The sequence below is a fragment of the Thalassotalea eurytherma genome, from assembly GCF_030161415.1.
Lineage (GTDB): Bacteria > Pseudomonadota > Gammaproteobacteria > Enterobacterales > Alteromonadaceae > Thalassotalea_G > Thalassotalea_G eurytherma.
The window spans coordinates 31,062-52,110 of the sequence record NZ_BSSU01000004.1 but is presented as its reverse complement, the minus strand read 5'-3'; the positions used below and the strand labels follow the sequence as shown (position 1 = coordinate 52,110).

Genomic DNA, 21,049 nt, shown 5'->3' with positions numbered 1-21,049 from the left:
GGGAAACCTATGAGTTTTTATTGCTTAATTGGCTCGTTAGCCATTGTGAAATTTGTTGTTTTTGGGTGTCATTAAGATCGCCCAATACCCCTTTAATATGAGAAGGGATATGCTCAAAGCTATCAGCCGTAGATTCGAAAATATAGTAGTTAAAAAATGCCTGCCAAGCTTTGCGTTTATGTGCAGGTAAGTGTTTTAGCGTTAACAGACTCATTAACAATGTGTCCATCGCTACAGGCTTCTCCGTACTTGAAATTGAGCCACCCTGCCAATAGTTAACCAACATGTTAACGTCGTCTAATGCCTCTACGTTATGCCACCAAAGGGTAGGGATGTAGAGTGCGTCACCAGGCGCTAGCTCTGCAACCAATGCATGATTTAACGCAGTGCTAAACTTTGGAAAAGCGTTAAAGTCTGGCTGGTTGACATCAACTAAACTCACTGGTGCCCCAGCAGGAGTGAAATTGAGCGGGCCAACATATAAGTTATTGATTTGATCTGGTGGAAATAATGTAAATCGTCTTTTGCCAATCACAGAACATGCGATGTTATCTGCGTCATCATAATGTGGCACGACCGTCGATTGGTTGCCTAACCAAAAACGTGGTGCAACAAGATCATCAAACAATCCGAGTTTGTGTGCTTGCTCAAAGTTTGGAAAATAGTCACGTACAGGTGCACTTTGAATCGCGAATGCCTTGTTAGCTGAGACTGGTGTTGATAATAACTGTTGGGAAAAGTGAGCAAAGCTCGCTATCTTTCGTTCAAAGTTAAAACCATTAAATTGACTGTTGTAGAAGTAGCGTCCGTTAGCAGTTGATTTGTCTAATTGTGCGTATTGCACGTCACCGCCAATATAGAGGGCGTCTAAATCTTTAATTAATTGCTGTTTGTCTTGGTTCGCATTGTTTTTAATAAGTGGCCATTGTTTTACAAAACCCTTCAATATTGCAGGCTCTGCAAGTGGTTGAATGTGAGTTTCAAAAACGGTTTGGTCAACATTATGCCAAACAGCTACTTGTTTTAATGGGCGATGATTCATAATTACCTGACAAACAATAGGTGATAAGAATAAAAAGCCGAGCTAAGCTCGGCTTTTTTTAGTGTTACGTATTAGAAGTTAACACGTACACCTGCTACGTAGCGACGACCATTTTCATAAATAGACATCACACGTTCTTTACTACCATTGTACTCAACAATTTCTTCGTTTGTGAAGTTAACTGCTTCTAGCGTAAAGGTTAAGTACTCGTTGAAGTTCCAAGAAGCACTTGCATCCCATTGACCAAACGCATCATTGAATAGTTCGTCACCGTTGAAGTGCAAGCCTTTGTACCACTCACTGCGGTAGTTATACATAACACGTGCACCGAATGTATCGTTCTCGTAATATGCTGTTAAGTTAAGCATATCGTCAGACGTACCTTCAACTAAACCTGAGCCAGGCTTCATTGGGTCACGTTCTTCTTCAGCTGAAGAATCTGTGTATGTGTAGTTCGCTTGAACACCGTAACCACCGAAGTCGTGTTGTAAACCAAATTCGATACCTTCAATAGTACCTGCAAGGCCGTTACCTGGTTGCGTGAAGTCTACAGGAACCCAAACTTCATTTTCTTCGTCATATCTGTCTTCAGTTACAACTGTTGATGTACGAAGTGATTTAATATCTTTGGCAAAGTAGGCAACAGATAGTACTGAAGCATCTGCGTAGTACCATTCCCAAGATACGTCAAACTGGTTTGCGATAGTAGGCGATAGTTGTGGGTTACCACGAGTACCTGAACCTTGACCACCGTTTAACGAGCCGTAAGTTTCTGATGAAGAAATGTCAGCCCAGTTTTGGCGAGCCATAACGCGTGCTGCACCAACACGTAAGATTTGTTCATCGTTTAAGTCAAAAGCAATGTTAAAGCTTGGTAACATTTCTGAGTAGTCGTTTGACTCACTAACCCAGTTTAATGTTTCAGGCGTTAACCAATCACCATTGATTGTATTTAAGCCCCAAGTTTCACCTGAATACTCATAACCGTAAGATGTTTGGTCTGTGCTTACATAACGTAAACCTAAGTTACCGCGGTAACCTTCACCACTGAAATCACCTTGTACGTAGAATGATAAGATGTCTTCTTCAACTTCCCAAATTTCTGGTAAGTTATCGTGAATAGCATAGCCTGCATTAATACCGTTTAAGCTACCAAATGCAATATCTTCCATTAGATCACGGTTATGTGATACTTGGTCAGTAATGTTACCTGTTGCAGCAACATCTACATTTACTGCGCCTAATGCATCTAAACCACAATCAGCTAATGTTGGGCATGTTTCAAAGATGTGACCTAAGTAAACATCCCAATCAGCGCCGCCGCCGTCTGTAAATGGTGCGTGCCAGCTGTATGCGTGACGACCTTGAGTACGTTCAGCTTGACGGTATTTAACACCTGTTTTTAATGCGCTAAACGGGCCAACTTCAATTGGGAATTCTAAATCTAACTGTGCGAAAGTCTCTTCGTCAGTTGTTGGTTTAGCACCACCCCAAATCCAACCAGCAGCAAAATTGTTACCGTCTGAAGGGTCAACACCAATTTCAACATCTGGTGTACCTGTTAAGTCATATGAGTAACCTGCACCTACAGCAACGTATTCCCATGATGTTTCACGGTACGTACCACCTTCAGCAGCAGTCGTACCAATTTCAAAGTTTAAGGTGTAGTTGTCACCTTCGTAATCTACGTCTAAATGAAACTGCTCTGTTTCAGTGCTAGATACACGATTAATAAAGTTATATGCGTAGTTACCACCTGCGCTAGACGCTAAAATAGCACCGTTCTCTACTTTAGTTGCGTTGGCGATAATCTCAGCGCGATCTGCAAATGCAAAGTTGATTAAGTTAGCGTTTTGGTTGTTAACGTCCATTTTTGAAGAAAGGGCGTTGAAGGTAAATAATAACTGGTCGCTTGGTGCGTATTGAACGGTAGCAAATAATGTGTCGCGCTCACGGTCTTGTAAAAAGCGAGGAGCACCAATGTTACGTGGAACAATGTAATCATCGGCTTCGTCTTCAATCCAACCTAATACTTCAAAACCTTGACGTTCAACAGTACGTTGTTGGCTTACTGCGGAAATCATCACGCCGAAGTTTTCTTCTTCGTTTTTCCAAGAGTACATACCAGCAAGTTGAGGGTCTGTTTCACCTGACGTTTCTGAATATTGACCTTCTAGCGATAAACTCACTGTGTTTGCATCTAATTCAAGAGGGCGGCGAGTGCGTAATACTACGGTACCACCCAAAGAACCTTCATCTGTTGAAGCTTCTGGTGATTTGTATACTTCTAAATTTTTAACAATCACAGAAGGTAACATGGTGTAGTTAAAGCTACGGTTAGCTTCATCTAGGATAAACCAGTCAGCAGTACCTACTGATTGACCGTTTAGTAATGTACGGTTGTATTTTGGACCGGCACCACGAATACTAATTTTTTCACCTTCACCGAATTCACGGCTAACGGCAACACCTGTGATGCGAGAAAGTGTTTCTGCAACGTTTTTATCAGGGAACTTACCAATGTCTTCAGAGGTAATAACGTCAACGATAGAGTCTGAGTAACGTTTTGCGTTGATGTTTTCTTTAAGTGAGCCACGAATACCACGAACTTCTATGACTTCAGTTTCTGCTTTTGCTTCATCAGCAATCGCCATTGGTGCAGTTGCACCGGTTAACACCATTGCAATTGAACTTGCTAAGATGCCTTTTTTAAAGTGTTTAGATGACATTGACTTTCCCTTACACACATTTTGTTGTGAATGTTATTTTAGTTTATCGCTTTATTCTCAATGACAGCGCTGTCTTTTTATGACAACGCTGTCATCGAATTTCTATAAACCTTACACATAAAATTATATTTTGGCTACAGAATTATTAAAAAAAAGTTATATTTTTGTTTAACTGTCTGTTTTAAATCAATAAAAATATTTGGTTTTAACTTGTGCCTAGGTTTTGTTTTGTTTGTTTTTTAAAGGTTTTTTGTCCTGTTTTTATTCGTTTTGTCTTTTTAATCAACAGTTTTGACGCTGTTTATTTAAGAAATAATTAAGTAAACCTTGCGTGGAACTGTCTTGGTTATTGTCAATTTCTTGCTCAGCAAGTTGTTTTTCTACGTCTTTGGCAAGTACTTTTCCTAACTCAACACCCCATTGATCGAAAGAGTAAATATCGAGTAATACACCTTGCGTGAATATTTTATGCTCGTAAATTGCGACAAGTTGCCCTAAAGCAAACGGGGTGAGTTTATCCACTAATAGAGTATTTGTTGGTTTGTTCCCGACGTGCACTTTATGTGGCGTTAAAGTAATGATTTCTTCATTCTTAAGCCCTTTTTCTTTGAGTTGGGCTTTTACTTGGGATTCATCTACCCCAGTCATTAGCCCTTGGCTTTGAGCGAAAAAATTCGCCATTAATATTTGGTGATGATTATCAAGCGCAGTATGGCTATGGATAGAGCCAATAAAGTCAGCAGGCACAACATTAGCGCTTTGATGCAAATATTGGTAGAAAGCGTGTTGACCGTTAATGCCGATTTCGCCCCATAATGCCGCAACAGTAGGGTAGGGCAGTGGTGTACCGTCTGTTGATACAGACTTACCGTTACTTTCCATTTCAGCTTGCTGCAAATAGGCAGGGAATTTGGTTAGGGCTTGATCATAAGGCAAAATCACTTGGCTTTGGTGGTTGAGGAAGGTCGCGTGCCAAAAGCTTAATAGCGCCATGATCACTGGAATGTTTTGCGTGAGTGGTGCACTCACAAAATGTTGATCTATATTTTCGCCCCCTGCCAAAATCCGCTGGAAATTTTCAAATCCTAAATAAAGGGCTATTGGCAAGGCGATAGCAGACCACAGTGAAAATCGACCGCCAACCCAATCCCACATTGCGAAGGTGTTGTTCGGATCGATACCAAAACTAGCCACTTTATCTAGATTGCTGCTCACTGCGATAAAATGCTTAGCAATCGCTTGTTCATTTTGATAATGGTTGAGTAACCACTGCTTAGCCGTTGCTGCATTGGTCATCGTTTCAGAGGTTGTAAAGGTTTTCGATGCAACAATAAAAAGTGTGGAGGTTGGATCTACTCGTTTTAGAATTTGAGAAATTTGTTCACCATCGACATTAGAAACAAAATGAACAGTCAACGTATCATGTGCATAGTTTTCTAGTGCATTACAAACCATCTCTGGACCCAGATTTGAGCCACCTACACCAATACTTACGATGTCAGTAATTGTTTTACCGCAATAACCTGTGTGCGCACCTTGGTGAATATCTTTGACAAAACTTTTGATTTTGTCTAATTCGGCATTGATTTGCTCTCGAATATCAATTTCATCTACTAAGAAAGGTTCAGTGCTTGTGCTACGAAGCGCAGTGTGCAAAACCGCACGCTTTTCTGTTTGATTTATTTTTGCGCCTGAAAACATATCATCACGCGCTTTTTCAATGTCGCACTCTTTGGCATAGTTGACTAAAGCATTGAATATCTCGTCGTTGAATTGATTTTTAGAGTAATCGAACATAAGGTTATCGAGGGCGACATGATGTTTATCAAAGCGCTTCGGGTCATCTTGAAACTCTGACATGATATTAAGGTTTTGATATTTGTCGGCCAATGATGTTAAGCGTTGCCAACTAGTGAGTTGTGTTCTTGATGTCATATGTGTTGCCAAAAAGTAAATGATACAAGCAAATTAAGTTAAAATGACAGCGCTGTCAAATGATGGTGTTAGATAATTATCGTATTTGGCAGTTGCGATTATTGATAAATGCCAATAACCTAGCGCTAGCGTTAGAAAAACAAAAAATAGAAAAAGGTTTAAATTTTTAATGAAAGCGACAATCAATGATGTTGCCAAGCATGCAGGCGTTTCGATAAAAACGGTTTCGCGTGTGATGAATAATGAGCCGTCTGTTAGAGAGGCGACGAAAGAAAAAGTGATGGCATCTGTTGTTGCGTTAGACTATCAACCTAATTTAGCTGCTCGAAATTTAGCGGGTACAAAGTCATATTCTATTGCCTTTATCTATGACAACCCTAACGCTTATTATGTGATTGACATGCAAAACGGTATTTTAAAGGCATGTAAATCGAAAGGCTATGAGTTGGTTATTCATCCCTGTAATGCGCAATCTAAAAACATTCTCGATGAAATAACACTGATGGTTAAAATGTCGCGTATCGCAGGCATAGTGTTAACTCCACCATTTTCAGAAAATCCTGAGTTTGTTGCGCATTTAGCACACCTTGATGTCAAAGTTGTCCGCATTATGTCAGGCGAAATAGCGCCGGATGAGCTGTCACCCTGTGTCATGGTGAATGACCATAAAGCCGCTTTTGATATAACTGAGCACCTTATTGGTTTAGGTCATAAACGTGTCGCATTTCTTGCCGGTGGTAAGGCTCATAATTCAAGTGCAGAGCGATTTAATGGTTATCAAGAAGCAATGCAGGCTAATGGACTGGAAGTTGAAGAGAGTTTAGTAGTCGACGGCGAGTACTCTTTCGAATCAGGTGTAGAAGGTGCTAAGCAGCTCATGTCGCTAACCAATAAACCGACAGCGATATTTTCATGTAACGATGAAATAGCAGCAGGGGCGCTATTTGCAGCGCGATTAATGAATATTGATATTCCACAACAACTTTCTATTGCTGGTTTTGAGAATAGCCCATTCTCACGTCAAACTTGGCCTAAGTTAACAACGGCTAACCAACCAACGGCACAGATCGCTGAAAATGCTGCAAACTTGCTTATTGCTGAAACTAAGAAGCAAAATCAACAGGTCATGGTAGAGCAGTTTACACCAGAGCTCGTCGTGAGAGATTCTACTGCTCAATCAGCTTAATCTAACGTTATTTAACTTTTCCACGCATCGCTTTCACTTGAGAGCGCTGCTTTTTGCTATCTAATCGTTTTCGCACAGATGAGCGAGTAGGCTTTGTTTGCTTTCGTGCTTTTTGAACAAAGTTAACGCTTTTAATTAATTCAATTAAGCGATTAATTGCATCGTCCCTATTTTTTTCTTGGGTGCGAAATTGCTGTGCCTTTATTACGATGATGCCGTCTTTAGTTAAGCGTTTATCTTTTAGCGTCAGTAGCCTTTCTTTATAGAAATCTGGCAGAGAGCTGCTGTTGATATCAAATCTAAGGTGAATCGCTGAACTAACCTTATTGACGTTTTGGCCACCTGCGCCTTGAGCTCTTATCGCTGAGGTTTCAACGTCGTCTAGGTTTAGTTCAACAGTAGTAGATATCTTCATAGAGTGAGGTTAAAGGGCTAGGTGACAAACACGTATTATAGCGTTATCACCTAACAACTTTATAGGACTAATTACACCTTAAACTGAGAGATTGTCTCGGTTAATTCTAGGGTAACTGCTTTTTGTGATTGGCTTTTGCTCGCCATATCAGTTGTTTGTGTTACTGCTTGATCGGCAAGTTCGTTAACCGCGATGGTTTGTTGGGTAATTTCATCTGAAGCCGATGCTTGTTCTTTGATTGTTGATGCAGCTTCGTTAGATTGCTCTTCAATCAGTGCAACAGCTTCATTAATCTGTGTTAGTTTTTCAGATACTTTTGAAATAACCGTAACACCTTGATGCGTTTTCTCTGTGCCAATATTCATCGCAGCCACTGCCCCAGCAGCAGACTCTTGTAATTTTACAATGATTTTTTCAATATCGCCGGTGGAGTCTTGAGTGCGGCTTGCCAATGTTCTCACCTCATCCGCAACAACGGCAAAGCCTCGGCCTTGTTCACCAGCACGAGCAGCTTCAATCGCAGCGTTAAGTGCTAACAAGTTGGTTTGCTCAGCGATGTTTTTAATGACTTCTAATACTGCAGAAATAGATTCTGAGTTTTTATGAAGATCATTAACAACATCGGTAGAACGGCTCACTTCTTCAGCTAAGTCATTCATTAAAATATTGGCGTTGTTGGCAAGTTGTTTACCTTCCTGAGACTCTTGCGCTGCTTGGGTTGCGTAATCTAACGAGGTTTGTGCGTTATCAGAAATGCCGTGAATTGTTTGTGTCATTTGTGTGGCGGCAGTAGCAATTTGCTCAATATAGCCTTTCTGTGCGCCAACAGTTGATGAAAAGTCATCGACTAAGTGACTTACATCGTCTGACTCTGATAGTACTTTTTGTGTCGTGCTATTACAGGTTGTAATGATATTTTGAATGTTTTCAACAAAGGTATTAAATGATTCACTCAATTGACCCAGCTCATCGTTGGTATTGATATCCATACGTTTGGTTAAATCGCCATCACCAGTTGCTATGTCATCCATTGCCACTGTAATGCGTTTTAATGGCTTTGTTAACAAGCGCTGTACGGTAATGAATATTACGCCTGACGTTAATGCTAAAACTAAAATAACGGACACAATTGAAGTATATGTGGTTTGCGTTACGGGATCATTGATTGCGTGCATTGGCACCATAAAGCCAACACGCCAATCCAGAGCCATAGTCTCGTCAATAATAGGTGATATTAAGGCTAAGTATTCTTCACCTTTAAAACTTACTGTAGTGAGTAATTCTTTTTGTGGCTTACTTTGATTTAGTAACGCTTTAAAACCGTCGGCATGTGAGAGTAAGTTATCAACTTGATCTAAGGTCGGCAGTTTACTCATATCTATGTCATTAGCGTCATCAGGGAAGGAAATAATGCGACCATCTGCGGTAAATAAAAAGCCAAAACCTTCATTTTGGTAGTGCATTTTATCGATTAAACCACTCTTGATTTCTGAGGCTAATATATCAATACCTAAGACACCTAATAAGCGACGAGAAGGCGTATAGACGGTCGTTTTAATTGACGTCACGATAGAACCATCGTTTGCATCAATCTCTGGATTTGTGATAAATAAACGATCTTTATCTAGCGCTTCAAACCACCAAGGGCGTTTACTCGTAAAGTAGTTAGGATCATTGTAGCGACCATTTATGTCAAAGTATTCATGCGTTGCGGCAGGCGCATAAAACACTGATTTTATTTGCGGATCAAATTTAGATTCATATTTGAAGAGAGCAACAATTTGTTGGTAGCGTAAATCGTTGTCAATGGCAGAACCTCGCTGAGAATAATTAGCAAACCAATCGTTAATGAATGGGTTGCCTTGCAACGATGTTACAACGCGTGAACGCTCTCTAAAAAATTCATGGATTCCGTAGCCAGCTTGTTGTGTAGCACGGCGAATTTCTTGTGTAACAGTTTGCTCAACACTTGTAGCGCGCTCTGATGTTACAAAATAGGCAACAGCAATCGCGATTACGGCAATTATGCCAGAAATAGAAACTAGTACTTTACGTACCACAGACGGTCTATTTTTCATCTATTAAATCCCAAGTTTTAGTAACAAGCAGGATACCTTGCAATAATGCAAAAAAAATGAAGCAATTAATTGAATGGAAACACTCAAAACAGCTTACGTAGCCTGATGTTTATTTTTATTATTCAGCCACATAAATATGACAATTCATCATACACATAATCGTCATAAAAAAGTAATAATTTATAACCGAAATAAATTCATTTATCGTTTGTCTAAATAAAAAAAAAAGGCGGTCAACTGACCGCCTTTTTTATTCATTCGTTTATTTAAAATGACGATTGAAGAAATCGATAATCGTGTTATTTAAATGAACTTTGACTTTCTTTCCTCGCATTGAGTGCTTCGATCCCGGGTAGGTCATTAACTCAAATACTTTGTTTTCATCTTGCAACGTTTTAATCAACTTGGTGGTGTTGGTAAACAGTACGTTGTCGTCAGCCATGCCATGGTAAACCATAAGTGGGCCATTTAAACCTGCGGCGTATGGGAAAACACTGCTTGATTCATAACCATCTGGGTTAGCCTCAGGGTGATTTAAGTAACGCTCGGTGTAGTGAGTGTCATACAAACGCCAGTCTGTTACCGGTGCTCCTGAAACGCCGGCTTGAAAGTATTCACCTGCTTTAAACATGCTCATCAATGCCATGTAGCCACCGTATGAGTGTCCGTAAATACCTATACGTTGTGGGTCAACATAATTAAGGCTGCGTAAAAATTTTACACCGGTAATTTGGTCAGTGACTTCAACATCACCTAGGTTTTCATAAATAGGGAATTCAAAGCCTGTACCACGGTAGTTTGAGCCACGGTTATCAAGTTGAAATACAATGTAGCCTTGATTCACCATGTATTGAATCATATCGGCACCTTGCCATTTGTTGGTTACACGTTGGGCATGTGGACCACCATATACTTTGACAATAACAGGGTATTTCTTACCAGGCACTAATTGCTTAGGCTTATAAAGTTTGTAATACAAGGTCGCTTGTTCATCGTCCGATTTTAATGTGCCAAATTCTGGCATCACTAATTGATCGTAGTAAGGTGCAACAGGGTGGTTAGTATCAACTTTATTTTCTTCTAACCAAGTAACATGTTCGCCGTTAATTTTGTGTAGGCTAACTTGAGATGGCGTATTGATATTCGAAAATTTATCAATATATGTTTTTAGGTTGCCTGAAAACACGATGCTGTGAAAGCCGTTTCGTTTAGTTACACGAACGACATGCTCTGGCGATTTACCATCTAGTGGCGCCTTATATAAATGACGTTCAAGTGGCGTATCTGCTCGACCAGAAAAGTACACCCAGCCATCTTTTTCATCAACGGCGTTTAGGTTATCGACTACCCACTTACCATCAGTAAGCTGTGCAAGCTGTTCACCTTTCGTGTTGTACAAATATAGGTGTTTGTAACCATTGCGCTCAGATGCCCATATAAAACGTCTGCTGTCACTTAAGAACTGTAGATCGTCGTGTAGGTTGATCCAGTGGTTAGAAGTCTCTGTTAATAAGGTTGTTTGTCGACGCTTTTTCAACGTGTACATATTGAGTTTAAGCGTTTTCTGATCTCGTGATTGCCATTGGTACGTTAATGCTTGGCCATTAGGTAACCAATTTACACGCGGGATATAAATGTCTTCTTCTTCACCGATATCGATAAAACGAATTCTTTCGCTTTTTAAATTGACGGTAGCAAGCTTAATTTTAACATTTGGCGTTCCTGTGTAAGGGTAACGTTGCTCAACAAGTTTTATGTCTTCTGCATATATTTCATTTCTAATTGCAATATTTACTGGCGACTCATCAACATGTAAAAAGGCAATATGCTGTTCATCTGGTGCCCACCAATAGCCTGTCATTCTGCCCATTTCTTCTTGCGCAACAAATTCTGACATGCCATTTTTAATCGTACCGCCACCCGTTTTCGTTAGCTGGCGCTCTTTACCGGTAGCAATGTCTATGGCAAAAATATTTTGCTCTCGAATAAATGAAACATAATTTGCCTGTGGTGAAAACTTAGCATCGGTTTCAAAAGCAGCTGTTTCTGTTAAACGTTTCGCTTTTTTATCTGATAAGTTGTAATAGTAAAGATCACCGTTTAGCGGGAATAATAATGCTTTGCCGTCATTCGAAAATTTATATTCCATGATGCCAGAGCCATAAATTCGCTGGCGTTCACGACGCGCTTTTTCTTCATCCGATAAGTTTTCAACACCGTCAAAAATATCTTTAGAATCCACTAGCAAGCGATTCTCACTAGTCGCTATATTATATTCCCATAAATCGTAGCGATATAAATCTTCTTTTTTACCTTGCAAGTAAGTTACACGTGCACCATCAGGTGAAAAACGTAACGACTTAGGCGTCGTGCCATTAAGTGACGGAGAAGAATAGATTCGCTCTATTGTAAGCTCTTTGGCTTGTTCTACTGAAGTGGTTGCATCTGTTTGAGCAACTGCTGAAAGGCTAAGTGTTACTGCGCCAACACCCATAGCCAATTTTTTTAATACATGATTCATGGAGAGTATCCAACTTTATTGATTAAACAACATCAAGATTGTTAGTTTTTACTAATTCGACGAATAATAGCAAACAAAGCGACGTTTCGTTAGGTTTAATTGTTGCTTAACGAAACGTCGCTTTTTATCGCGCTAACTAGAGCAGTTAGGTTTTCTTTTTACTGAATGATTTCAAGTAATTGGTGGATAGTTTTCACTGGTATGATCTTGGCACCAGCGGTTTCCATCGACTTATGATAATTTCGATGAGGAATAATAATTTGTTCAAAGCCATGCTGAGCTGCTTCTTTTACACGTGGTACACCACTATCAATTGGGCGCACATCGCCATTTAAACTCAGCTCACCCATGATGCACGTTGTACGAGGTACGACAAAATCATTTAACGAGCTTAGCAAAGCGGTAACCAACGCTAAATCGATACAGGTTTCAGATTCATCAATTTTCAATCCGCCAACAATATTGAAGAAGGTATCGTGGAATATTTTCGTTTTAGTATGCTTGCGCAAAATACCTGTTAGCATTTTTACACGATTCATATTTAAACCAACACAAACACGTTGTGGAAACTCAGATTCTATTTCAGTTGTAAGGCACTGTATCTCAAGTAAAAGGTTACGGTTACCTTTACGAATACAGGTAATTGCTGAACCAGGGGAACTTGTCGTTGAACCCGAAAGAAAAATCTCACTAGGGTTATCAACACTTATCATGCCACGCTCTGTCATTTTGAAAATACCAACAGTATCGATATCGCCAAAACGGTTCTTATTTGCTCGTAATGTTCGCACTTGACCGTCATTGGTATCAATATGAAGCAAAGCATCTACAATGTGAACTAAGGTTTGTGGTCCTGCAATTTCATTGTTTTTATTGACGTGGGCAATAAGAAACATGGTGACGTTATTTTGTTTACAATACTGAGTTAAAGCTTGTGCGGCGCTCTTAACTTGTGAAGGAGAGCCTGGAGTGCCATTGGCATTCTCTGTAACAACAGCTTGTATCGAGTCAATAACAGCAAATTTAATTTGATTGGTTTCAAGCTCTTCAATAATAGCTTCTACACTGGTTTCAGATAACAGGTAAAGGTTGTCTGAATTATATTCCAACTTAAGTCGCTGTACGCGATTCTTAAACTGCGATAATGACTCTTCAGCGGTACAATATAATGAGGCAGTATCTTGAGACATGTGAGCTACAAGCGCTGAGAGTAAGGTGGTTTTACCTGCGCCGGGATCACCTGAAATAATATTCACTGAGCCTGTTGTTACACCACCACTTAGCACACGATCAAGCTCGCCAATCGTCGTTGGACGTTTTTCGGCTTCTAAAGACTCTATTTCGTCAATCTTTTTAGAACCACCGCCTGAAAAACCAGCGTAACCAGCTACAGCTGCTGATTTTTTACCTGAAGCCTTACTATTGGCGGGGATTTTCATTTCAGCCAATGTATTCCACGCGCCACATTCACACTGACCACGCCAACGGGTATAATTTTTACCGCAATCGGTACATACAAACTCTATTTTTGCCGCTTTTGCCATTCGGCTATTACCTAAATTATTGTGAGAGTATTTATGGCGCTAGTGTCGCTTTTTCACTTTCAATATGCAAATGAGGTGTCAAAGAATTGCCGAAACGGAGCGTTTAGCTGTTTTTAACGCAGTAAAACTTGAATTAACTATGTAAAAACATGGTTTATGGGCTATTAAAATATACTAGGTACGTAATTTGCTTATTGTTATTCTTAGGTTTGTAGGATATTTATTAATGAAAGTGTTTTCATTTGTTTAGAAATTTAGGGTGCAATGTCAAAAGACTTATCAAAATATAATCGCATCATTGACCAATTCCGTGGGCAAGTGTTTAAAGGTGATTTTGAAGCCAAATATAATACGGCGACCAAAAAACTGCCGACGAGTGATCGATTCTTATTGAAAATGGAAATCAAGCGTTTAGCGCAACCATGTACTCGTTTAGTTGATTTACGAGGGTTAGTTGATGGCGAATGCAAAATGTTTGAGTACGACGGCAAGGTACATTTTCTTGATGACGTCGCCATTCAAACGTTTAAGGAAAGTATTGCAAGCTACGGTGCATATACCTTTGGTGTGTACGAAGCGGTAAAAAACACTGATAATAATTTTCGTGTTATCTACCAACGTGAAAAATCTCAAGTAGCAGATACCAGTAAAATGGGTAGTGCTGATCGCGTTTTTGATAAAACACAATACCCTGCAGATGTTGTCGGTTTAGGCCCTTATTATAATCGTAAAGAAGAACGTATGAACTTTGCGATAGCTGTTAAAGTTGAAGTGGATTCTACTAATACGTTGTTATCAACGACCTCTGATATCAGCATTGATGGCTGTAAAATACGACTTACTGAAAAACAAAACTTGAAAATAGGCCAGATCATTAGTTTACAGTTTGTTGGCTTAGAACAAGAATTTCAATTTGGTAAAAACAATAGCTTCGATTACACCATTAGAAACCTACAAGTTATTGATAAAGTGCAACTCGTAGGACTTGATCGCGTTTATCAAAACGGCCAAGAAAAAGACGGCTTTAGGCAGTTTTTGAAAGGCTTTATTCAAGGTAATAAACGTCGTTATAAGATCAACCTTGATAACACCATCGCAGCAATTAAGGCGCGCAGCTATCAGCAATATGTCTTACCTAAGATTAATGAGTTGCCAATATTTATCCAAACGGTTGATGGCAAATATCAACCTACTTATGCGTTAACTGGCCATAATAACCAAGCACTTTATCAGTATTGGCAAGATGAACGTCAGTTTTCGACGATTAACTGCTTACTAACCCAAGAGCGAATTGCTCGCTTGCGTATGGCGACCAAAATAGGCCAAAGTCTATTAGTTTACAGTTTTATTCATGAAAACAACGGTCAACAGTTTTTCTATACGGCAGATAACAAGCAACTTGAGCAAGACAAAGATTTTATGCGCAAGTTTATCGGCTTTGCGGCGTCTAAAGAGTCATTTGCAGTGACTGAAATTAAATTGTTTGATGTCGACAAAAAAGGTGCACACGCAACCTTAACCTTGTCAAATTCGTTAGCAGTTAAAGATAAGTATTTGATGGATGAACCTTCGGGCGATGTTTATGAAGAAATTGACACCATTCCTTATTGCATTGTTGCTCAAGACTTAACTTGTAAAAGCGTCAAAGAAGAGTATAAAAACTATCATTACAGCGATATTGATAAGAAGAAATTAAGGTCATTTGGCCATAAACGAAATGTTGAAAACAACCGTGTAGACACTGTTGGTATTAGTTTTTTAAACCAACGTGCAGAGCCTCGTTTTAGATATAAAACACCAGCGGTTGTCGAAGTCGATGGTGTAACATGGCAAGGTAATTCTGAAGATTTTTCAATGTCTGGGTTGAAGCTTCTACTAGATAGAGAGGCGTTCTTAAAGCGTGGTGATGTTGTCAAATTAACATTCCCAAACCTGCAAAAAGTCACTAAAGCCTTTGATTTAAGTGCATTACCGTACGAAGTGGTACGTATCAATAAAAAGAAAAACATTATCAACTTGAAAGTGTATGTTGAGCAACATCAGCATATCGGACGAACGTTCTTTAAGTTATTAATCAACAAAAATAAAGATAAGTTAGAAGTTGATGAACATACGTTAACCATTCCTGGTTTAAGTAAAGCGTTACTTAACATTTATTCTCGTGCGCTAGTTATACCCAATTTATTGGTCCAAACAAGTGGTAGCCGTTATAAAACCGAATTGATGGTTTCTAATAATGAGAACGATAACTTTATTTCTGTTTGTCGTGGGTTAAGTGATCAAGCAAGGAAAGTGAATCTATTCCCGTTGTTAAATCATACGAGCGCGATTGAAGCGTTGACTACAGCATTGAAGCGTTTGCAATCGTCAGATCTACCTGAGCATGGCATGTTATACATATCGATAGATACCAGTGTTAAATCTGTAGAAAAGGCTGTTATCACCAAGTTTGATCTTGAACTAAGTACCGATAAATTACGTCATATGTTTATCGCGACAGCGTTAAAACGTGGTCAATTGTTTTGTATTCAAACCAAGTTATCACGTGTAGATAGCCCGAATATGGATTTTCTAAATCCTGAATTAAGTTATATTGGTTCTTATGCTATTCACCGCGGAAAGCAGTTAGAACAAGAAATATGGAGTGTTGCTGGCATTGTTGAGCTGTTTGATGTAACGAAAGAAGCCATGCTCAGACACCAAATGTATGTGGCTGAGCAAGCGAGTAAAAAAAAATTAAGCTAGCCAATGAATGAGGGTATGTAATGGCGCTTTGTTTATGCTTGTTTGGGCTTTTTGTTTTACAATATTTTTGGCATGACAAGCAACACCAAGTTGTGCCTGTGCCATCATAACTAAATCATTTGCGCCATCACCGATGGCAACGGTTTGGCTTTCATCAATTTGATATTTTTTGGCAAGTGAGACGAGTACTTGTGCCTTTTTATTTGCATCTACAATGTCACCTAATACGTTACCCGTTAGTTTACCGTCGATAATTTCTAAGGTGTTTGAAAACGCAGCATCTAATGGTAGTGTTTCCTTTAAGTAATCGGCAAAATAAGTAAAACCACCAGACGCAATAGCCAGTCGCCAGTTATGACGACGTAAAACCGCTACTAATTCAGTAAGGCCTTCCATTAAAGGCAATTTATTTAATACTGATTGAAGTATGGCTTCATCAGCACCATTAAGTGTTGCGACACGTTGATACAAACTTTGTTTAAAGTCTAATTTGCCTTGCATTGCCTGCTCAGTAACTTTTGCAACTTGCTCCCCTACGCCTGCAAGTTTTGCTATCTCGTCAATGCATTCAATTTTAATTGCTGTTGAGTCCATATCCATGACAAGTAAGCCAGGTTCATTTAGCACTGGTGCATCTTTAACAAGCGCTGCTTCAATATTCTTTTCCATATTAAAACTAGCCAATTTTTGTCGGCTTACCTCGATATCGTCTGAAGTGACATCGAAACGAACACTAACGGTATTGACTCGGTGATTTACTGTCGCAATGGAAAGAACCTGCAGATCACACGCTTGGCATAATTGATGAAGTGTTGAAATGTTGATATCTGAAAATACAACAAGCTGTAAATCTTGTTGATTGCTCGTACTATCGTTCGATAATTCGCAACCTTGTCCTTGTCCTTGCGCAGACAATGCAGACTGCGCCACGATAACTGACGTTTCTGTAAAACAAAAAGTTGCTGGAAGCTCTGCTAATCCATCGATATTAATCAAGTTAGCAAGTGACATATTGGCTATTGAAGCGAACGTAAATTGAGACATCGACATAATTAAATACAACCTTGAGGTGATAAATCTGTATTGTTTTTATTAAACTATTTATTACGTTTACATTTTAAAACTACTGCTAAGCCAGTATAGTTAAGCTAAGCTGTGTAAAATTTTCATGTTATGAAACGAATCGAATTGCCTTTATACCTTAAATTATCGACGATTTATAATAAAATTCTGCAATTAACTATAGTCATTGTGCTTATGTTGGTTGTTTTGAATATCCACTTTATTAGTAGTCAAAAAAGCGCTGAAAATATTCACGAATACTACCAGCAAGTAGGGCAACTTCAGTTGCAACAATTGTCTAATAGCGCCGCTATTACACTTGAGCAAGGGGATCGTAAAGCGTTATCTCGGCTGGCTGAGCAAGTAAGTCAACAAGCCTTCATAAGGAAAGTCACCTTTTATGATCCTACTGGGCAAGTTATCGCTAAGTCATCACTAGCAAATACTCGTGACGAATTGAACACGCAATTAACTGAAAACGTTGATGAAGCACAGCTAAAAGCGACACATTTCATCGGCGAAATAAGAACAACTCAATTGTTAGGCTATGTAGGCATCAGTTTGCATGATGAACATATAAAAATGCCATTGACGAATTCGATTAATCATCTTTTTGAGCAATCACGTTTGCTCTTTATTTTGGCGGGAATTATCGGTGTTTTATTGGCGCGTAGCTTGTCGAAAAAAAGAGTAGCTCGTGTCCAAACAAACAAAGATCAATGAGCTTCTATACCGTTATAGCATCGTAAAATAAGCGGTTGTTACTTGCTTGTTGCTTCTTGTGTAATATTTCTTTTTGATTCTGTTTTTTATTTCGCGTAAAAAAAAAGCGAGTTCATATGAACTCGCAGAATAACAAATGAATAGGTCTGTTCTCAATTATTCGTATGAACGCTCAAGCCAAGAGATTTGCAGTCTTAGCTCTTCAATTTGCTTGTTAGCGTCAGCTAATTGCTGCTCTAATGAAGTGTTCTGTTCGTTGTTGCTTTCATTAAACTGTGTTTGATTTGCTTCTGAAGTTGCCATAATCCAACCCTACTACGTGTAATTGAGTGTGTATTATTTCATCTTTACTTTCAAAAATGAACCGTTTTGTTTGCAAAATATACCGGTAATTACGTGTTTTTAATTTAACGTGTTGATTTTTATGCTTAAAGTTTTCATAAATTGAAAGCTGAAGTTATGTTGTTTTCTAACTGAAAAGCGAGTTGTTCTGCGGATTCAGCGCGAAGCTTTGTTAAACAATTAAAAATTAGTGGAATGTTTAAAGGGCTATTGTGTGGCTCTTTTTGTGAAAAAATAGGCATTGAGGGCGCATCTGTTTCCAATACCATGCTATTTAACGGTAATTTTGAGACGGTTTTACGCGTTTTCTCTGCGCGCTCATAGGTAATCGTTCCGCCAATTCCCAACTTAAAACCTCTATCAATGTAGTGCTTAGCTTGTTGATAACTACCTGAAAATGCGTGAATAATCCCTCCTTGTTCAAAACGAAGACTCTTTAGTCGTTCAACAATGATTGGGTGGGACTTTCTATGATGAATAATAGCCGGTAACTTACGTTTGCTAGCAATCGCTAATTGGCGATCAAAAAATTGAATTTGTTGGGGTAGGTTATGTTGTTGTTCTGCAATTTTGCCATCTATGCCTATTTCTCCTACCGCCACTAATTTATCTTGGTTGTTAACTATTAAGTTTTCCAGACAAGCTAATACGCTTTCATCTAAACCTTTCAAATACCAAGGATGAATGCCTAGGGCCTTAAAAATAGTCACCTGGTTAGTGCTTTTTAATGCCAAAACCTGTTGCCAATTATCAGGCGATACTCCTGGCACAACAATTCGTTTAACGCTTCTTTCACTGCAAGCTAAGAGTAAGTTGGGTAGCTGATGACTGAGTGGATCAAAATCGAGGTGGCAATGACTGTCTGTAAAGCGCATAAAAAAGGCTATCAATGATTGATAGCCTTAGTGTAATAATTCGAACGCATTAACGCAAAATTACATACGTTCCATGACTTCAATACCTAAGATATCTAAGCCTTTGTTTAACGTGTTAGCAATTGATTGACATAGTGCCAAGCGAGAAAGCTTGGTTTGCTCGTCAATGCCGTCTTTTAAGATTGGGCAAGCTTCATAAAAACTCATATATGAACTTGCAAGCTCATATAGGTAATTACAAAGTAAGTTAGGTGTACCTTCGCTAATAACGGCATCTAATACTTCTTCTAATTGCAATAGCTTAAGCGCAAGCGCTTTTTCTTGCGGTGCTTCGATGCTTGCCTGTGTAGGTAACTGGTTTTGATTAATGCCAGCTTTGGTAAAGATACTTTGAATACGTGAGTACGCGTATTGCAAGTATGGCGCGGTAGCGCCCTCAAAGCTCAACATTGTTTTCCAGTTAAAAATGTAATCACTGGTACGGTTTTTAGATAGGTCGGCAAATTTAACTGCGCCAATACCTACTTTACGAGCTACTTCGTCTAACTGCTGTGCAGGCATTTCTGGGTTCTTATCTTTAATAAGATCAGTAGCCCGAGTAACAGCTTCATCGAGTAAGTCGGCTAACTTAATTGTACCACCAGTACGTGTTTTAAATGGCTTGCCGTCATCCCCCATCATCATACCAAATGGGCAATGGTCATAAATAACACTGTCAGGTAAGAAACCAGCCTTGCGAGCTACAATTTCTACTTGTTTGAAATGCAGTGCTTGGCGAGCATCTGTAAAAATAATAATGCGATCGGCTTTTAAATCATTACTACGATAGCGACACGCAGATAAGTCGGTGGTTGCATATAAGTATCCACCACCTGATTTCTGAACGATGAATACTGAAGGTTCACCTTCTTTGTTTGCCATTTCTTCGATGAAAACAACTTTTGCGCCTTGATCTTCAACGGCGATATTCTTCGCCATTAATTCATCAATAACGACGGGTAAATCTGGGTTGTAGGCACTTTCACCCATGATATCTTCACGTGTTAACGTCACATTAAGCTTGTTGTAAATCTCTTCACTGTGATGAATAGAGATATCAATAAATTGTTGCCATAGCTTCAAGCAATCGGCATCACCACCTTGTAGTCTTACTACATATTCACGAGCACGATCAGCAAAACCTTCTTCTTCATCAAAGCGAATTTTGGCTTCACGGTAGAAGTTTTCTAAATCTGCAAGTGCAGTTTCAGCAACTTCATTAGCTTCTAGTTTATCGCTTAGGTGCGCTAGCAACATGCCAAATTGCGTACCCCAATCACCCATGTGATTCTGACGAATAACTTTGTCGCCTCTAAACTCAAGCGCTCGAACAACTGCATCACCGATAATCGTTGAACGCAAGTGACCAACATGCATTTCTTTTGCAAGGTTTGGCGCTGAATAGTCAACGACAACATTGAGAGGCTGTTCACGCTGACTAACACCAAGCTTTTCGTCACTACTTGCTTGGCCTAGTTGCTGAGATAGCCATTGTTTCGATAAATGAATGTTAATAAAACCTGGGCCTGCTAATTCAATTTTTTCAGCAATGCCACTGTCAACAAGCTCAAGAGATAATGCATCAACAACTTTTGTTGCTAACTCTCTAGGATTTGTTTTTAATTTTTTTGCAGCACCCATTACACCGTTTGCTTGATAATCGCCAAACTGAGGTTTAGTTGATTGACTTACAGCTGGGTTGGTTCCTTCAGGTAAGCCTGCATCGATCATGGCCTTTGAAACGATGTCTGATAATAGTTGTTTAATATTCATCTTTAATCACATTCTCTTTGCTATTTCGCATGAGATTCCC

14 protein-coding genes are annotated in these 21,049 nt (G+C 39.3%); 3 read left to right on the top strand and 11 right to left on the bottom strand.

All coding sequences use genetic code 11. The features are described 5' to 3' along the window. Nucleotides 1-7: 7 nt before the first annotated feature. The 3 genes from QQK02_RS04180 to pgi all read right to left on the bottom strand — a co-directional run bounded on the left by QQK02_RS04180 (nucleotide 8) and on the right by pgi (nucleotide 5,706). Nucleotides 8-1,042, bottom strand: a complete 1,035-nt coding sequence (locus QQK02_RS04180) for a cupin-like domain-containing protein (RefSeq protein ID WP_284206700.1) — start codon at nucleotides 1,040-1,042, stop codon at nucleotides 8-10. Between the two features lie 71 nt (nucleotides 1,043-1,113). Continuing rightward, on the bottom strand, nucleotides 1,114-3,771 hold the full coding sequence (locus QQK02_RS04175) for a TonB-dependent receptor (protein ID WP_284206698.1): 2,658 nt from the start codon (nucleotides 3,769-3,771) through the stop codon (nucleotides 1,114-1,116). A 282-nt stretch (nucleotides 3,772-4,053) separates the two neighbouring features. After that, on the bottom strand, nucleotides 4,054-5,706 hold the full coding sequence (gene pgi, locus QQK02_RS04170) for a glucose-6-phosphate isomerase (protein ID WP_284206697.1): 1,653 nt from the start codon (nucleotides 5,704-5,706) through the stop codon (nucleotides 4,054-4,056). A gap of 169 nt (nucleotides 5,707-5,875) precedes the next feature. On the opposite strand from pgi, the gene QQK02_RS04165 reads away from it, so the two are divergent. Further along, a complete protein-coding gene (locus QQK02_RS04165) occupies nucleotides 5,876-6,892 on the top strand; it encodes a LacI family DNA-binding transcriptional regulator (RefSeq protein WP_284206696.1) in 1,017 nt (338 codons plus the stop codon). A 7-nt stretch (nucleotides 6,893-6,899) separates the two neighbouring features. Here QQK02_RS04165 and arfB read toward each other — a convergent pair whose 3' ends face one another. From arfB to radA, 4 genes are all read right to left on the bottom strand, one after another. After that, nucleotides 6,900-7,307, bottom strand: coding sequence for an alternative ribosome rescue aminoacyl-tRNA hydrolase ArfB (arfB, locus tag QQK02_RS04160; protein WP_284206695.1), 408 nt, complete (start codon nucleotides 7,305-7,307; stop codon nucleotides 6,900-6,902). Nucleotides 7,308-7,378: 71 nt separating this feature from the next. Continuing rightward, entirely contained in the window at nucleotides 7,379-9,385 is a 2,007-nt protein-coding gene (locus QQK02_RS04155; RefSeq protein WP_284206694.1) for a methyl-accepting chemotaxis protein, read from the bottom strand. A 262-nt stretch (nucleotides 9,386-9,647) separates the two neighbouring features. After that, entirely contained in the window at nucleotides 9,648-11,906 is a 2,259-nt protein-coding gene (locus tag QQK02_RS04150; protein ID WP_284206693.1) for a S9 family peptidase, read from the bottom strand. A gap of 158 nt (nucleotides 11,907-12,064) precedes the next feature. Continuing rightward, nucleotides 12,065-13,450 carry a DNA repair protein RadA gene (radA, locus tag QQK02_RS04145; RefSeq protein WP_284206692.1) on the bottom strand — a complete coding sequence of 462 codons (1,386 nt, stop codon included), beginning with the start codon at nucleotides 13,448-13,450 and terminating at the stop codon, nucleotides 12,065-12,067. A gap of 264 nt (nucleotides 13,451-13,714) precedes the next feature. Between radA and QQK02_RS04140 the strand changes: the two genes are divergently transcribed. Then, complete coding sequence (locus QQK02_RS04140; RefSeq protein ID WP_284206691.1) at nucleotides 13,715-16,195, top strand: PilZ domain-containing protein; 2,481 nt, start codon at nucleotides 13,715-13,717, stop codon at nucleotides 16,193-16,195. Here QQK02_RS04140 and serB read toward each other — a convergent pair. Beyond that, the gene (gene serB / locus QQK02_RS04135; RefSeq protein ID WP_284206690.1) at nucleotides 16,187-17,245 is read right to left on the bottom strand and encodes a phosphoserine phosphatase SerB; all 1,059 of its coding nucleotides are present in this window, start codon (nucleotides 17,243-17,245) and stop codon (nucleotides 16,187-16,189) included. The genes QQK02_RS04140 and serB overlap by 9 nt on opposite strands. 123 nt (nucleotides 17,246-17,368) lie before the next feature. Here serB and QQK02_RS04130 point away from each other — a divergent pair, with 123 nt between their 5' ends. Then, complete coding sequence (locus tag QQK02_RS04130) at nucleotides 17,369-17,980, top strand: hypothetical protein (RefSeq protein WP_284206688.1); 612 nt, start codon at nucleotides 17,369-17,371, stop codon at nucleotides 17,978-17,980. 156 nt (nucleotides 17,981-18,136) lie between these two features. On the opposite strand, the gene QQK02_RS04125 is transcribed toward QQK02_RS04130, so the two are convergent. The 3 genes from QQK02_RS04125 to argS all read right to left on the bottom strand — a co-directional run bounded on the left by QQK02_RS04125 (nucleotide 18,137) and on the right by argS (nucleotide 21,009). Beyond that, nucleotides 18,137-18,283, bottom strand: coding sequence for a hypothetical protein (locus QQK02_RS04125; protein WP_284206687.1), 147 nt, complete (start codon nucleotides 18,281-18,283; stop codon nucleotides 18,137-18,139). Nucleotides 18,284-18,417: 134 nt separating this feature from the next. After that, a complete protein-coding gene (locus tag QQK02_RS04120; RefSeq protein WP_284206686.1) occupies nucleotides 18,418-19,197 on the bottom strand; it encodes a TatD family hydrolase in 780 nt (259 codons plus the stop codon). A gap of 60 nt (nucleotides 19,198-19,257) precedes the next feature. Further along, nucleotides 19,258-21,009: an arginine--tRNA ligase gene (gene argS / locus QQK02_RS04115; protein WP_284206685.1), complete on the bottom strand. Its 1,752-nt coding sequence runs from the start codon at nucleotides 21,007-21,009 to the stop codon at nucleotides 19,258-19,260. Between the last annotated feature and the right edge of the window lie 40 nt (nucleotides 21,010-21,049).

Bases quoted from the DNA above. Each gene is read 5' to 3' on its own strand.
- QQK02_RS04180 (WP_284206700.1), bottom strand. From the start codon at position 1,042: ATGAATCATCGCCCATTAAAACAAGTAGCTGTTTGGCATAATGTTGAC.
- QQK02_RS04175 (WP_284206698.1), bottom strand. From the start codon at position 3,771: ATGTCATCTAAACACTTTAAAAAAGGCATCTTAGCAAGTTCAATTGCA.
- pgi (WP_284206697.1), bottom strand. From the start codon at position 5,706: ATGACATCAAGAACACAACTCACTAGTTGGCAACGCTTAACATCATTG.
- QQK02_RS04165 (WP_284206696.1), top strand. From the start codon at position 5,876: ATGAAAGCGACAATCAATGATGTTGCCAAGCATGCAGGCGTTTCGATA.
- arfB (WP_284206695.1), bottom strand. From the start codon at position 7,307: ATGAAGATATCTACTACTGTTGAACTAAACCTAGACGACGTTGAAACC.
- QQK02_RS04155 (WP_284206694.1), bottom strand. From the start codon at position 9,385: ATGAAAAATAGACCGTCTGTGGTACGTAAAGTACTAGTTTCTATTTCT.
- QQK02_RS04150 (WP_284206693.1), bottom strand. From the start codon at position 11,906: ATGAATCATGTATTAAAAAAATTGGCTATGGGTGTTGGCGCAGTAACA.
- radA (WP_284206692.1), bottom strand. From the start codon at position 13,450: ATGGCAAAAGCGGCAAAAATAGAGTTTGTATGTACCGATTGCGGTAAA.
- QQK02_RS04140 (WP_284206691.1), top strand. From the start codon at position 13,715: ATGTCAAAAGACTTATCAAAATATAATCGCATCATTGACCAATTCCGT.
- serB (WP_284206690.1), bottom strand. From the start codon at position 17,245: ATGTCGATGTCTCAATTTACGTTCGCTTCAATAGCCAATATGTCACTT.
- QQK02_RS04130 (WP_284206688.1), top strand. From the start codon at position 17,369: ATGAAACGAATCGAATTGCCTTTATACCTTAAATTATCGACGATTTAT.
- QQK02_RS04125 (WP_284206687.1), bottom strand. From the start codon at position 18,283: ATGGCAACTTCAGAAGCAAATCAAACACAGTTTAATGAAAGCAACAAC.
- QQK02_RS04120 (WP_284206686.1), bottom strand. From the start codon at position 19,197: ATGCGCTTTACAGACAGTCATTGCCACCTCGATTTTGATCCACTCAGT.
- argS (WP_284206685.1), bottom strand. From the start codon at position 21,009: ATGAATATTAAACAACTATTATCAGACATCGTTTCAAAGGCCATGATC.